Here is a 13,296-nt window from a genome sequence, read left to right as displayed (position 1 = left end):
GCCGACGGTTTCCCTTGCGACAAGAAAGTAGCGATGAGCGAACCTGTTCAAGACCTGTCGCGCCGCGGCTTCCTGGCTGGCGCGACGGCCCTCGGCGCTCCAGCCCCCGCCGTGCCGGCCGTCGCCCAGCATCACGCCGGCATCGTCATCCTGATCGACCGCAACGATCCGCACGTGATGGGCCACGCCATCAGCTATTCGGGTAATCTGACGCGGCATTTCGCCAGTCTCGGACAGACGCCCATCATCGAGGTCGTCGCCAATGGCAGCGGCATAGATGTGCTTCGCGACGACAAGTCGCCGTTGAAGGAGCCGATCGCCACGCTGCGCCAGATGTATCCGCATATCGGCTTCAGCATGTGCGCCTCGTCGAAGGCGATTGCCGAGAGCAAGGAGAACCTGACCATCCAGCTGATCGACGGCGCGAAGCTGGTGCCGTTCGGCATCGGCCGTGTCGTCGAGCTGCAGCGCAAGGGCTGGTCCTACATCCATGGCTGAGTCCGTGTCCTCCTGCGCGCTCACGCGCCGTGCAGCACTGCTCGGAGCTGCGACCACCCTACTCATATCGACGCCGCGTGTCCGTGCCGCGGCTGATGATCCGCGGCCGCCGATGTTCCGCAGCGGCCGCAGCCAGTTCATCGTCGAACGGCCGCGCAACCCGCTGCCGCCGCTCAAGCTGCAGGACATGAGCGGCAAGGACGTGATGCTCGCGCCCAAGCCCGGCCATGTCACGCTGGTCAATCTCTGGGCCACATGGTGCGCGGCCTGCAAGATCGACCTGCCGACGCTGGCCGCGCTGGAGCGCGCGCGGATGCCGGCGCTCGATGTCTGGACAATCTGCACCGATCGGCGCGACATCAAGACGATCCGCCGCTATGCGGAAGCGATCGCGATGCCCCGCTCCTCCTTCGCCGATCCGCATGCACAGGCGACCAATCCGGCCAACACCGAGGCCTCGATCTTCGCCACCCCGGCGATGCCGATCACCTATCTGATCGGGACCAGCGGCTTGATCGAGGGTTATGTCACCGGCGCGGCCGAGTGGCTGTCGGAGCCCGGCCAGGACCTGCTGCGCTACTATCTCGATCAGCCGCCGGGATGACCGTCGGAAACAGAACCGGCGTCTCGCGAACGCAAGTAGGAGCGCCCGGGCTATCGCATATGAGCAAAGCTCGCAGCCGGCAGCGTGCCCCCGACCGTCCTTCGAGACGCCCGCCTCCGGCGGGCTCCTCAGGACGAGGCCTTTTTCGCGGCGGGATTCTCAACCCTCATGGTGAGGAGCGCCGACTTCGGCGCGTCTCGAACCATGAGGCCCCGAACGAAGGCCGGGCCATACGCGATTGCCTTCCCCACTACGCCGGCGATCGATTACGACAGGGCAAACTTGGCACTCGCCTGTCTCCAGGTCGTCATGGCCGGGCTTGTCCCGGCCATCCACGTCGTGCGGCATTCCGGGAACGACGTGGATGCCCGGGACAAGCCCGGGCATGACGGGGCACGAATTAGCTTTCGTGCCGCAGCCGACCTACTCCGCCGGCGCCGCTTGCATGTCGGCATGCGGCACGTAGCTCTCGGACATGCCGAGCCGTCCCAGAGCAAAGAGTCCGCCCGCGACCACGACATAGGCCAGCGCCACCGCCGGGGTCACGCCGATGCCGACGGCCTCGCCGTGCATGAAGCCGAAGAACGTCATGACCGCGCCCGCGAGCGCGAACGCTGCCGCCTTGGTGAAGTCGCGCTCGATCACGAACACGCCGATCGCGCCGAGCACGAGGCCGGCGAGGATCGAGCCGCCGCCCATCACCTCGAGGCCGTGATACAGCACCCCCTGCTGCGGCAGCGCCGCGATTGCCGCGGTCTTGACCGCATCGACCTTGTCGGCCGCGAGGCCGCCGACCGCCTGCGCCGCGGTCACCGTGGACGCCAGCATGGTGTCGATCTGCAGCTTGGCCCAGGCGGCAAGATGCGGCGTGAAGGCGAGCACGATCGCCGGCGCATGTTTCACCGGCGTGGTCTGGAACGCCTGCGCGCCGATCAGCATGCCGATATAGAGCAGGATCGGCGAGATCGCGACGACCGGCACCAGCGCCAGCAGCACCGAGATGATGCCGAGCCAGGACAGCACGATCACCATCAGTCCGGTGGCCGCCGAATAGCCGATGCGGCCGCCCATCGCCTTCCAGCCGGGATGGCCGATATAGACAGCGTTGATGAACGGGTTGCCCATCATGCAGCCGATCAGGCTGACGATGCCGTCGGCGGTCAACACGCGCGTGGTCGGATATTCGTCGCCCGCCGCTTCCGCGCTCTCGACATTGTCCATGGCCTCGACTAGGTCATAGATGCCGAACGGGATCGCGGTCACCAGGATGATCCCCAGATATTCGAAGCCGGAGAAGACAGTGCCGAACGCCGGCAGCGGCACCGAGAAGCCGAAGCTCGCGAAGGCATCGCCGACGCCCTTGACGCTGAGCCCGCCGAGGCCGAGGCCGAACAGGTTCGAGCCCCAGGCGATGATCATGCCGACGGCGATCGCCACGAGGCCCGCCGGCAGGCCCTTCGGATATTTCACGCCGCCGAACCAGCTGACGAGAATGATCGCGAAGCAGACGAGGCCGATCTGCGGCGTCATGTACATCTCCAATGCCGGGCGCATCGAGATGAAGGTGACGGAGACGCCGGCGAGCGTGCCAAGCAGCGCCGCGCGCGGCGTGATCTTGCGGATGAACGGCGCGACGAAGCCGCCGATCATCAGGATGAAGCTCTGGAAGAACACCCAGACCAGGCCGGCCGACCAGCCCTTCAGGGGATCGCCGGTTTTCAAGGTGATCGGCAGCATGATCACGAAGGTGACGATGAACATGTGCGGCACGCTAACGCCGGAGGGCAGCGCACAGACGTCGGTCCGCCCGGTCTTCTGCGCCAGCCGATAAGCGAGCCACGCGTAGTAGAGGGTCGACAGGCACATCATGAGGCCGAGCGCCGGCAGGATGCGGCCGAACACCAGGCTGTCCGGCATCTTCAGGACGAAGCGCAACAGCCCGGTGAGAACGAGCATGTTGACGAGGATGTTGGTGCCGAAACCGAAAAACGCGTTCCAATCGCCCGGTGTCCAGAGCACCGGCTTGAAATCCGCCTTGACCGAGCTTGTCGTCCCGCTTCCGCTCATCGCCTTGCTCCCCTGTTTGCCGTCAGCGACTACATGATCGAACTCATCCGTCTCAGATCTCTCACTCGCCTCTCAGACCATGGCCTTCAGCACCGCGGAGGAGTCCGCGACCCAGCCGAAGATGCCGCCCTGGGCCTTGATCATCTTCAGGCCCATCTCGTGGAATTCCGGGAAGTAGGACGCGCAGCCATCGGAGATGACGACGCAGCGATAGCCGCGGTCATTGGCCTCGCGCACGGTGGTGTTGACGCAGACCTCGGTGGTGACGCCGCACACCAGCAGGTTCTCGACGCCGTGATGCTTCAGCACGTCGCCCATCTCGGTGGCGTAGAACGCACCCTTGCCCGGCTTGTCGATGACGACCTCGCCGTCGGTGGGATAGAGCGCGGGAATGATGTCGTGCCCGGCCTCGCCGCGAATGAGGATGCGCCCCATCGGTCCGGGATCGCCGATGCGGAGAGAGGGAGCGCCGCGTTCGACCTTGGCCGGCGGCGCGTCGGAGAGATCCGGCTCGTGGCCCTCGCGCGTATGGATGACGAGCATGCCGGTCTTGCGCGCCGCCGCCAGCACGTTGGCGATCGGCTGCACGGCACGGGCCAGTTGCGACACGTCATTGCCCAGCGTCTCGCCGAAGCCGCCGGGCTCCATGAAGTCGCGCTGCATGTCGATGATGACGAGCGCGGTCTTCGACAGGTCGAGCGTGATCGGCTCCGGCTCGGCTGTGATCGTGGCGCTTGCCGCTGCAGATGAGTTCGCCATGCCAGCCGCTTGCCTCCTCGCGAGAATGCCTCGCAGAAGACGAAGCAAGCGGTGTGCCATTGTGTACAATAGGACGAGGCGCAACGGCCTTGGAGAAGAACGAACTACTTCAACAGGTTGAGACGATTGGTGATGCTGCCCGGTTGCTGGGCAACGATCAGGCACCCGCAAGCCAGCTCATTTCTTGAGCGGCCGTTGCATGCAATGATCACGAATATGCATCTCGGTGCATCAGGAAAAGGAGTCCGCGCGACTGCGAGTGTGCATGGCCACCGAAGGGCGCCAAGCCCACAACTGTCGTCCCGGGCTTGACCCGGGACCCATAGCCACCGGCTTGTCTTGTTGCGCGCCGACGTCGATCACATCGCTCTATCACTCCCGCCGCGGAGTCCGGGTCCCGGGTCAAGCCCGGGGACGACAGCGGAGGACACCGCACTGACTTCCGATAAAAATAATCTACTTGCTATTTTCCGGAAATCGTGATCTTATCCACGCATCCCGCCTCACTGCAGTAGGGGCGTTGCGCGCGATCGTCACGACACGCGAGGCGGGGATGCGATGGCCGCGAGAGCTCGCAGCATGTTCTCACCGGACGTGCGGACGAACGGGCGCTTGCGGACGGTCAAGTCGCGTGGTCCTGGCCTCCCGAAGCTGAGGTCCGCACAATGCGCGCAAGCGCATTGTCGCGATACGGTGGCCAACAAGCCGGCGCACCGGGGAGATCGCGAAGCAGCCGTCAACCCATCGCGCAGGGAATGCCGGCGTGTTCGGCTTTGCCTGTGGTACCTGCCGCCTGCATTTTTCTCGCAGGCGGGCCATGGGTGAGGCCCTCACCCGGCATTCCCTGCGCCCTCTGCGTGTTGCGAGGGACGAACTGATCGCAGCACTCGGGCGTGATGCGCCGCGAGACTGAGATGCTATGTCCGTGCTGTTTGAGACTGTGAAGTCAACCACAAGCGACGCAGCCGTAGGGTGGGCAAAGGCGCGCCTCGAAGCTGCGTTGCAAGCCAGACTCTCTCTCGCGCCGTGCCCACCATGACTGTCGAGCACGCCGATGCACGGTGGGCATACGACCGCCCTACGGGCGCTCGCTTTACCCACCCTACGGACTACGAACTCCGCTGTCGTCCCGGACAAGCCATGACGCGCGCCAGCGCGGCATGGAGCCGATCCGGGACCCATACTCCGCGGCGGACGTGTTGGGCAAAAAGCCAATGACCAGCCTGCCTCAAACCGCTCCCTGGGGATATGGGTCCCGGCTCAAGGCCGGGACGACAGCGGTGGGTGTGGCCACGGCTCAGCGTCCCACGACGCTCAAGACGCCTGCCGCACCGCCGGCTTGCGCTCCACCGGATGGATGTCGATGCCGCGCAACCTCCCCAGCCGCAGCACATCCATCGCCACCGTGCGGCCGATGCGGTCGCGGTCCAGCACGCGGATCAAATCGTCGACGCCGTTGATGTCGACGCCGTCGAGCTTGATCACGACATCGCCCGGCAGCAGGCCGGCACGCGCCGCCGGTCCGTCCGGCTCGATCTGCATCAACAGCGCGCCCATCTTGTTCTCGACACCGGCGAGCACGGCATGACGCCGCGGCACCGGCGCGGTCTGGCCGGAGACGCCGATATAGGCGCGGCGGACGTAGCCGTGGCGGATGATCTCCGACAGCACGAACTGCGCGGTGTTGCTGGCGACCGCAAAGCAGATGCCCTGCGCGCCCTGGATGATGGCGGTGTTGATGCCGATCACCTCGGCGGACGACGACACCAGCGCGCCGCCCGAATTGCCGGGATTGAGCGCCGCATCGGTCTGGATGACGTCCTCGATCATCCGGCCCGACACCGAACGGATCGAGCGGCCCAGCGCCGACACGACGCCGGCCGTGACGGTCGACTCGAAGCCCAGGGGATTGCCGATCGCGACCACGAGCTGGCCGCGCCGGAGGCTCTTGGAATTGCCGAGCGCGGCATAGCGCAGGTCGCGCGCATGGTTGGCGCGCAGCAAAGCGAGATCGGTGTCGGGATCGACGCCGAGCACCTGCGCATCGGTGACGACGCCCTCGACATCGCGCAGCCGGATGCTCTTCGAGCTGCCGACCACATGGCTGTTGGTCAGCACGAGCCCGTCCGGGGAGATCACGATGCCGGAGCCGAGCCCGCCGCGCTCGGCGCGGGAGCCGGCTTTTGGGCTGGTTTCGACGCGCACGACGGCGGGGCCGACCCGCTCGGTGACGTCGATGACCGCATTCGAATAGGCGTCGAGCAGCGCCCGGTCATCGGCCGGGGCAGCAGACGACGCTTGCGCCGGCGACAGGTCGTCGCCGGCGAGATCTGAGGTGAAGTCCAACATGGCGAAATTTCCTTCGCCTCGTCAGATGGGTAGCGGGCCGCGCCAGTGCAAGGAGGCCGCTCGGCCGCTAGTCGGCGGCGCCCGTCACCTTGCCGCGAACGGCCTTCACCTCACCCGCGGTTACCGGAGATGCGGCATTGCCCCAGCTGTTGCGCACATAGGTGACGACGGCCGCGATCTGCTCGTCGCTGAGACGATAGCCGAAGGACGGCATCGTTGGCGCGGTCGGATGCGTCGCAGTGGCAGCGGCCTGCCCGCCCGTGATGACCACGTGGATCAGCGAGGCCGGATCGTCCTGGACCGCGATCGTCGCACCGGCGAGCTTCGGGAACACCCGCGGAATGCCCTCGCCGCTGCGGACATGGCAGGCCGCGCAGGTGTCGACGAAGATCGCCTCGCCCACCTTCATCCGACCGTCAGTGGCCGCGACGGGACTCGGCGTCGCGCCCCCCGCCGCCCCGCGCTCCTTCAGATAGACGGCCATGGCCTTGAGATCGTCGTCCGGCATCTTGGAGGTCGAGTTCTCGACCACGTCCTTCATGGGGCCGGAGGCAATGACGCCGCGCGCCTGGCCGTTCTTGAGATATTGCACGACGTCGTCGACCGACCATTTGCCGAGCCCGAGCTGGGCGTCGTTGGTGATGTTCGGCGCCGTCCAATTGTCGATCCGTCCGCCCTCGAAGGCATGGTCGGCCTTGTTGGCACCGAGCGCGTTCATCGGCGTATGGCAGACCCCGCAATGGCCGAGACCTTCGACCAGATAGGCGCCGCGGTTGTAGGTCTCCGATTTGGCCGGATCGGGCTTGAACTCGCCCGGCGTGAAGAACATCGCGTTCCAGGCCAGCATCGAGGTCCGGATGTTGAACGGGAACGGCAAGGTGTTGCGGTTGACGACGTTCGAGACCGGCGCGAGCGAGCGCAGATAGGCGAAGATCGCGTCCGCATCCGCGCGCGTCACCTTGGTGTAGGAGGGATACGGGAATGCCGGATAGAGCCGCGTGCCGTTCGGCCGCTTGCCCTCATGCATGGCGCGGGCGAAATCATCCGCGCTCCAGCTGCCGATGCCGGTGGCGTTGTCCGGCGTCAGGTTCGGCGTCATGATCGCGCCGAACGGGGTCTGCAGCGCCAAGCCGCCGGCGAACGGCGCGCCGCCGGGCGCGGTGTGGCAGGCGACGCAGTCGCCGGCCGTCACCAGCGCCCTGCCGCGCATCGCTTCGAGATAGGTGTCGGGATCGGCGATCGCCGCCGACGGAATCGTCAGCAGCGCGACGGCCAGCAGATGCCGCAGCCCATGTCTGTGCGTGGTCCAGTGCCTCGTCATGTTCGCGCTCATTGCTGCACCAGAGCTCCAGGAGATTTCAGATATTTTTTCTGAATGGCATCCAGCGCCCAATAGGTGAGCGCCCCCACCGTGCCCGTCGGGTTGTAGCCGGCGTTCTGCGGGAAGGTCGACGCGCCCATCACGAACACGTTGGAGACGTCCCAGGATTGCAGATACCGGTTCAGCACGCTGGTCTTGGGGTCCGATCCGGTGACGGTGCCGCCGGTGTTGTGCGTGCTCTGATACGGCACGACGTTCCAGGGCGTGTTCAACCGGTTGATCTGCGTGGTCTTGGCGCCCATCGCCTTGGCGATCTCCTCGCAGCGCTCGGCCATCCAGTTGGCCATCTTGATCTCGTTCGGCTGATAGTCGAACGTCATCCGCATCAAGGGGCGCCCGAGCTGATCCTTGTAGGTCGGATCGAGGTCGAGATAGTTGGCGCGATAGCTCATCACACTGCCCTGCGCGCCGACATTGGTGACGCGCTGATAGGTCTCGCGCACCGCCTTCTTCCACGCCGAACCCCAGGTCGGCGTGCCCCGCGGCGTCGGCCGGTACATGATCGGCCGGCCGTTGGTGTAGGCGTTGGTGATCGAGGCGCCGCCCACGAAGCCATGCGGGCCGTGATCGAAATTGTCGCTGTTGTAGTCGTCGAGCGCCACGCCGAGCGAACCCGCCGCCGCAAACGGATTGAAGTTGACGTTGTCGAAGAAGGCGGTCGCGCCGGAGCCGGTCTGGTAGGCATAGTTGCGGCCGACCACGCCCTCGCCCGATTGCGGATCATAGGGCTTGCCGATGCCGGACAGCAGCATCAGGCGGACGTTGAACAGGCCGTAGGCGCACAGCAGCACGAGATCCGCCGGCTGCTCCCACTCCTCGCCATTGGCGTCGACATAGATCACGCCGGTCGCCATCTTGCCGTCGCCCGACAGCTTGACCTTGGTGACCTCGCATTCGGTGCGGGCCTCGAAATTCGGCTCGCGCACCAGCGCCGGCAGCACGCAGGTCTGCGGCGACGACTTCGAATAGTTCGAGCAGCCGAAGCGTTCGCAGAAGCCGCAATAGGTGCAGGGCGCCATGCTGCAGCCGTAGGGGTTGGTGTAGGCCGACGACAGGTTGGCCGAGGGCCGCGGGAACGGATGCAGACCCATGCCGGCCGCAGCCTTCGTGAACAGCTCCTGCGAGTAGCCCTGCTTCATCGGCGGCGTCGGATAGTCGCGCTCGCGCCAGCCCTCGAACGGATTGCCGCCCGCTTGCGTCTGTCCCTTGATGTTGCCGGCCTTGCCGGAGATGCCCAGCACATGTTCGAACTTGTCGTAGAACGGCTCGAGCTCATCATAGCTCATCGGCCAGTCCTGGATCTGGTGGCCTTCCGGCATGATCTTTTCGCCGTAGCGTTCGATCATCTTGCTGCGCAGACGGAAATCGTCGGGCAGAAACCGCCAGGTCTGGCCGTTCCAGTGCGAGCCGGCGCCGCCGACGCCGTTGCCCGGCAGGAAGCTGCCCCAGCGCCGGATCGGCAGCGCCGTCTGGGACGAATTGTTGCGCATCGTCAGCGTCTCCTGCCGCGTGCGCAGGAAGATGTCGTGGCGGACGGCATAGCGCAGCTCGTCCGGCGCGGTGCCGATGTTGAAATCGGTGGCGGTGTCGCGCCACGGTCCGCGCTCGATCGCGACGACGTCGAGACCGGAGCGGCACAGTTCGAGCGCCATGATCGAGCCGGTCCAGCCGAGCCCGACGATGGCGACATCCTTGCGAGGAAGACGGCGTGCCATGTCAGCGAACTCCCCAGGCCGGCTGCCCCTGCATGCTCACCGGAGGCAGCGTGTAAGGCTTGTTTGGATTGTCGATCACGTCGCGGAAGTCGTAGCGCACGCCGGGGAAGCCGATCAGCTTCCAGCCCGCCATATCCTTGTTGCCGCCGTAGATCGGGTCGGCGAAAAAGCCTTCCATGGTGTTGCCATGGACCGCATTGAACAGCATGCGGCTGGAGAAGCCGTCGAACTTCACGTCGCCCTTCTCCATGCCGGCGAGCAGCTTGTCCTTCTCGTCGCCCGACAGGTCGGCGAAGCCGCGGCCGTTGTAATTCGCCTTGCAATAGGCGGCGAGCGCCGCAAGGCCCTGGCGATATTGCTGCCGCGGCGTCAGCGGCGACTGCAGGCCCTGCGTCGGCAGCGGATTGGTGGCGAACGGCCCCTGCATGTAGAGCCAGTCGTGACCGCCATAGGGGCCGGTCAGCTGCCGGTCGATGAAGGTGGTGACGCCCGACTCCTTGGCGCCGGGGCCCAGCTCGTCCGCCGGGATCAGGCGGTCGACGATCGCGTCGACGACCGCGGCCTCTTCGGCGGTGAAGAACAGCCAGCCTCCCGGCGTGACGGGAGTGACCGGGTAGACCTCGTTCGGCCGCCACGGCAGCACCTTGGTCACGACCTTCGCGGCCGCGCCGGACGTCGTGATCAGCAGCGCCGCCGTTGCCAGCAGACTGCGCCGCGACATGCTCGCATGGCGCGGCGTTTCGGTCGGCGGCGCGAACTTGGCGCGCATGGCCGAGCGATCGTCGGTGTGCATCTCTTCAGCCCCCTCTTGCCGGATCTCCGCGATCCCAACCTGGAATGCTTCTTAGACGGATTCGGTAAAGAGTATTCCCTGGCTTGGCTGCGTCTGGCTCATGGCCCATCTGCGCCGAAGCGGAGCGGCAGCTGCGGCAAGCGTTTATTGGCTGAATTGATCATGCGTTGTTCCAGATGGTAGGACTGATGGCTGCACGGGCAAGGAGAACGAGATGGGCATGACTGCGGGGTTTCGGACAGCGATCGTTGTTGCGGTTGCGTCCATGGCCGCACTGAGCCCGGCGCTGGCGGCGACGGCGACGGTGCGCAGCGGCGACACCCTCCAGCTCGGCGACACCGTGTATCGGCTGGATGGCATCGACGCGCCGGAGGTCGACCAGCTCTGCATCGACGACCACGCCGATCCCTGGAGTTGCGGCGTCGAGGCGCGCGAGCAGCTCAGCAAGCTGATCGGCGGCCGCTCGGTGCGCTGCGAGGATCTCGGTCCGGACAAGCCGCTCAAGGCCCGCAAGATCGGCCTATGCGCCGTCGATGGCGACAAGCTCAGCCTGAACCAGCAGGTCGCCCGCGCCGGCTACGCGGTCGGCGTCGACCCAGCCGTGAAGTATCGCGGCAAGGACGATATCGCCGCCGCCAAGGACGCCGCGCGCGGACTGTGGAAGGGATGCTTCATCGCTCCGAGCGAGTTCCGCAGCGACAAGAAGGATGGCGCCCTGCTCGGCGCCGCCTGCCGCGCCGATCGCGACAAGGAGATCCGCGCGGTGCTGTTCCCGGAAACACCGAGCGCGCCGCCGGGCTGCACGATCAAAGGCAAGTTCGCCGTGCGCGCTCGCGTCACCGGCAACATCGGCATCTATCATCTGCAGGGTTGCCCGAGCTATCCCGCGACCACCGAGCCCGACCGCTGGTTCTGCTCCGAGGACGACGCGAAAGCCTCCGGCTTCCGCCGGGCCTTCAATTGCCGGGCGGGGAAGAAGTAAGGTGGGAGCTGAGGTCGGTAGGGTGGGCAAAGCAGCCGCCGCGAAGCGGTGGTCGCGTGCCCACGATATCCCGGCTCCCGCGACGCCGATGGTGGGCACGGCGCGCGCGAATTCAGAGCGGGCAAGCCAACGTCATGGGCGCGCCTTTGCCCACCCTACGGACCTCGCAGATGTCAGCAATTCTCACTGCTGCATCCGCATCAGCTGATCCATCGGCATCATGTTGTGGTTGAGGTTCGCCATGATCCACAGCGAGCCGCCGACCACGAGAAAGACGATGAGCAGCCCAAAGGCCAGCGCCAGCACGTTGTTGGTGTTGTCCGGCCCGGTGGTGATGTGCAGGAAAAACACGAGATGCACGCCCATCTGCGCGATCGCCAGCACGATCAGGGCCACCGGAATCGAGGGCTGCCAGACGAGGTGGGTTCCGGCGATGAAGAACGAGGTCGCCGTCAGCAGGACCGCAAGCCCGAGGCCCGCGAGGTAGAACAGGATGCGCGAACGCAGGTCGCCATGCTGCTGTTCGCCCGGCGCGAGATCGCCGCGGTCGTCGAACCCACCGAAATCCTGGGCGTGATCGCTCATGTCGCACTCCCGAGCAGATAGACCACGGAGAACACCGCGACCCAGATGATGTCGAGCGCATGCCAGAACAGCGCGAAGCACAGGATGCGGCGCTCGATGTCGGCGCGGAATCCCTTGGCGACCACCTGGGCCATCATCGTCAGCAGCCACAGGATGCCGGCCGCAACGTGCAGGCCATGGCAGCCGACCAAGGTGAAGAACGCCGACAGGAATGCGCTGCGGCTCGGCCCGTCGCCGCGGCCGACGAGATCGGCGAACTCCCGGATCTCGAGCAGCAGGAAGCCGGCGCCGAGCAGGCCGGTCACGGCCATCGCGATCTGGAACCAGAGCGCGTTGTGGCGCTCGGCGGCGATGCTGGCCATGCCGCAGGTGAAGCTCGACAGCAGCAGCAGCGCGGTCTCGATCGCGACGTTTCTGATGTCGAACAGCTCGGCCCCGCCCGGACCGCCCGCCGTGCCGCCGGACAGCACCGCGAAGCTCGCGAAGAAGCACGAGAACATCACGATGTCGGAGAGCAGGAAGATCCAGAACCCGAACCCGGTCACGATCCGTTTCGGCGCCGGCCCCGGATGGTCGGCGGCGCGCAGATGATGCGGATCGGCATAGGCCGGCGATTGCTCGACGGTGGTCACCGACATCGGTCCACTCCGGCTGCAAGGAGATCAATGGGCATGCGACGCTCCGCTCTCCTCGCGCGCCTGGTTCTCGCTGAGCTGCGGTCCCGGTGCCGGCGGGATGTGCTGCATGGCGATCTTGCCGAACAGCTCGGGATCACCGAGCCGATAGGTCTTCGGCGCGGTTTCGACCGACTGCGCTGCGAGCTGCTTGTAGCTCGCTTCGTCCAGGACCTGATCGCTCTTCGCCGTATTGGAAACCCAATTGGAGAAATCCGGCTGCGACACCACGTTGGTGTCGAACATCATGTCGGGAAAGCCGTCACCGCTGAATTGCGAGGCGAGACCCTTGTAGGTGCCGACATGGTCGCCGCGCAGGTTCAGCCGCGTCACCATGCCGTTCATGGTGTAGATCATGCCGCCGAGTTGCGGAATGAAGAACGCGGTCATCACGCTGCCGGAGGTCAGCTCGAATTGCAGCGGCGCGCCGATCGGCACCGTCAGGCTGTTGACGGTCGCGATGCGCTGGTCGGGATAGATGAACAGCCACTTCCAATCGAGCGACACCGCCTGGATGCGAATGGGAAGCCCGGTGCCGTCGACCGGCTTGGCGGGATCGAGCTCGTGCGAGCCGATCCAGGCGACGCCGCCGAGCAGGATCACCGTGAGCGCGGGGATCGACCACACCACGAGCTCGACCGCGCCGGAATAGGCGAAATCAGGCCGATAGCGCGCGCGTGTGTTGGAGCTGCGGAACCAATAGGCGGCGGCCAGTACCGCGATCGAGGTCGGGACGATGATCGCCAGCATGATGATCACGGAATCGATCAGGATCGTCTGCTGGGCGGCGGCGATCGGTCCCTTGGGATCGAAGATGTTCATGCGGTCTTCCGGCATTCAACCCCGCACACAACCGAGTTGCGCTGCGGAGGTTCCTGCGCCGCAAGAC

Annotated in this window: 12 protein-coding genes; 3 read left to right on the top strand and 9 right to left on the bottom strand. The window is 65.9% G+C overall.

Translation table 11 applies throughout. From position 1 onward, the window contains the following. Positions 1 to 33: 33 nt before the first annotated feature. Both NLR35_RS23600 and NLR35_RS23595 read left to right on the top strand, forming a co-directional pair. Positions 34 to 498, top strand: coding sequence for a hypothetical protein (locus NLR35_RS23600; protein WP_257168923.1), 465 nt, complete (start codon positions 34 to 36; stop codon positions 496 to 498). Next, positions 491 to 1,102: a TlpA family protein disulfide reductase gene (locus tag NLR35_RS23595; protein ID WP_374940849.1), complete on the top strand. Its 612-nt coding sequence runs from the start codon at positions 491 to 493 to the stop codon at positions 1,100 to 1,102. Before NLR35_RS23600 ends, NLR35_RS23595 begins: the two co-directional genes overlap by 8 nt. Positions 1,103 to 1,525: 423 nt before the next feature. On the opposite strand, the gene NLR35_RS23590 is transcribed toward NLR35_RS23595, so the two are convergent. The 6 genes from NLR35_RS23590 to NLR35_RS23565 all read right to left on the bottom strand — a co-directional run bounded on the left by NLR35_RS23590 (position 1,526) and on the right by NLR35_RS23565 (position 10,166). Further along, the gene (locus NLR35_RS23590) at positions 1,526 to 3,169 is read right to left on the bottom strand and encodes a regulator (protein WP_257168922.1); all 1,644 of its coding nucleotides are present in this window, start codon (positions 3,167 to 3,169) and stop codon (positions 1,526 to 1,528) included. Between the two features lie 72 nt (positions 3,170 to 3,241). Beyond that, on the bottom strand, positions 3,242 to 3,928 hold the full coding sequence (locus tag NLR35_RS23585) for a cysteine hydrolase family protein (protein WP_257168921.1): 687 nt from the start codon (positions 3,926 to 3,928) through the stop codon (positions 3,242 to 3,244). Positions 3,929 to 5,242: 1,314 nt separating this feature from the next. Next, a complete protein-coding gene (locus tag NLR35_RS23580) occupies positions 5,243 to 6,277 on the bottom strand; it encodes a S1C family serine protease (RefSeq protein WP_257168920.1) in 1,035 nt (344 codons plus the stop codon). Positions 6,278 to 6,344: 67 nt separating this feature from the next. Continuing rightward, entirely contained in the window at positions 6,345 to 7,598 is a 1,254-nt protein-coding gene (locus tag NLR35_RS23575) for a cytochrome c (protein ID WP_257168919.1), read from the bottom strand. An 8-nt stretch (positions 7,599 to 7,606) separates the two neighbouring features. After that, positions 7,607 to 9,373, bottom strand: coding sequence for a GMC family oxidoreductase (locus NLR35_RS23570; RefSeq protein ID WP_257168918.1), 1,767 nt, complete (start codon positions 9,371 to 9,373; stop codon positions 7,607 to 7,609). A gap of 1 nt (position 9,374) precedes the next feature. Beyond that, positions 9,375 to 10,166, bottom strand: coding sequence for a gluconate 2-dehydrogenase subunit 3 family protein (locus NLR35_RS23565; RefSeq protein WP_257168917.1), 792 nt, complete (start codon positions 10,164 to 10,166; stop codon positions 9,375 to 9,377). Between the two features lie 214 nt (positions 10,167 to 10,380). Here NLR35_RS23565 and NLR35_RS23560 point away from each other — a divergent pair, with 214 nt between their 5' ends. Continuing rightward, the gene (locus NLR35_RS23560) at positions 10,381 to 11,148 is read left to right on the top strand and encodes a thermonuclease family protein (protein ID WP_374940848.1); all 768 of its coding nucleotides are present in this window, start codon (positions 10,381 to 10,383) and stop codon (positions 11,146 to 11,148) included. 183 nt (positions 11,149 to 11,331) lie between these two features. Here the strand turns inward: NLR35_RS23560 and cyoD are convergent, their stop codons facing one another. Genes cyoD through NLR35_RS23545 form a run of 3 tightly spaced genes read right to left on the bottom strand, consistent with a single transcriptional unit; the run spans position 11,332 to position 13,229 of the window. Next, complete coding sequence (gene cyoD, locus NLR35_RS23555) at positions 11,332 to 11,733, bottom strand: cytochrome o ubiquinol oxidase subunit IV (RefSeq protein WP_257168915.1); 402 nt, start codon at positions 11,731 to 11,733, stop codon at positions 11,332 to 11,334. Next, the gene (gene cyoC, locus NLR35_RS23550) at positions 11,730 to 12,371 is read right to left on the bottom strand and encodes a cytochrome o ubiquinol oxidase subunit III (protein ID WP_257168914.1); all 642 of its coding nucleotides are present in this window, start codon (positions 12,369 to 12,371) and stop codon (positions 11,730 to 11,732) included. The genes cyoD and cyoC overlap by 4 nt, the downstream gene beginning before the upstream one ends. Before the next feature lie 24 nt (positions 12,372 to 12,395). Continuing rightward, positions 12,396 to 13,229 carry a COX aromatic rich motif-containing protein gene (locus NLR35_RS23545; RefSeq protein ID WP_257168913.1) on the bottom strand — a complete coding sequence of 278 codons (834 nt, stop codon included), beginning with the start codon at positions 13,227 to 13,229 and terminating at the stop codon, positions 12,396 to 12,398. Between the last annotated feature and the right edge of the window lie 67 nt (positions 13,230 to 13,296).

It is taken from the genome of Bradyrhizobium sp. SRS-191 (assembly GCF_024586915.1).
GTDB lineage: Bacteria > Pseudomonadota > Alphaproteobacteria > Rhizobiales > Xanthobacteraceae > Bradyrhizobium.
Note: the sequence above shows the minus strand (reverse complement) of the source record. Positions and strands in the feature narration are given on the sequence as shown.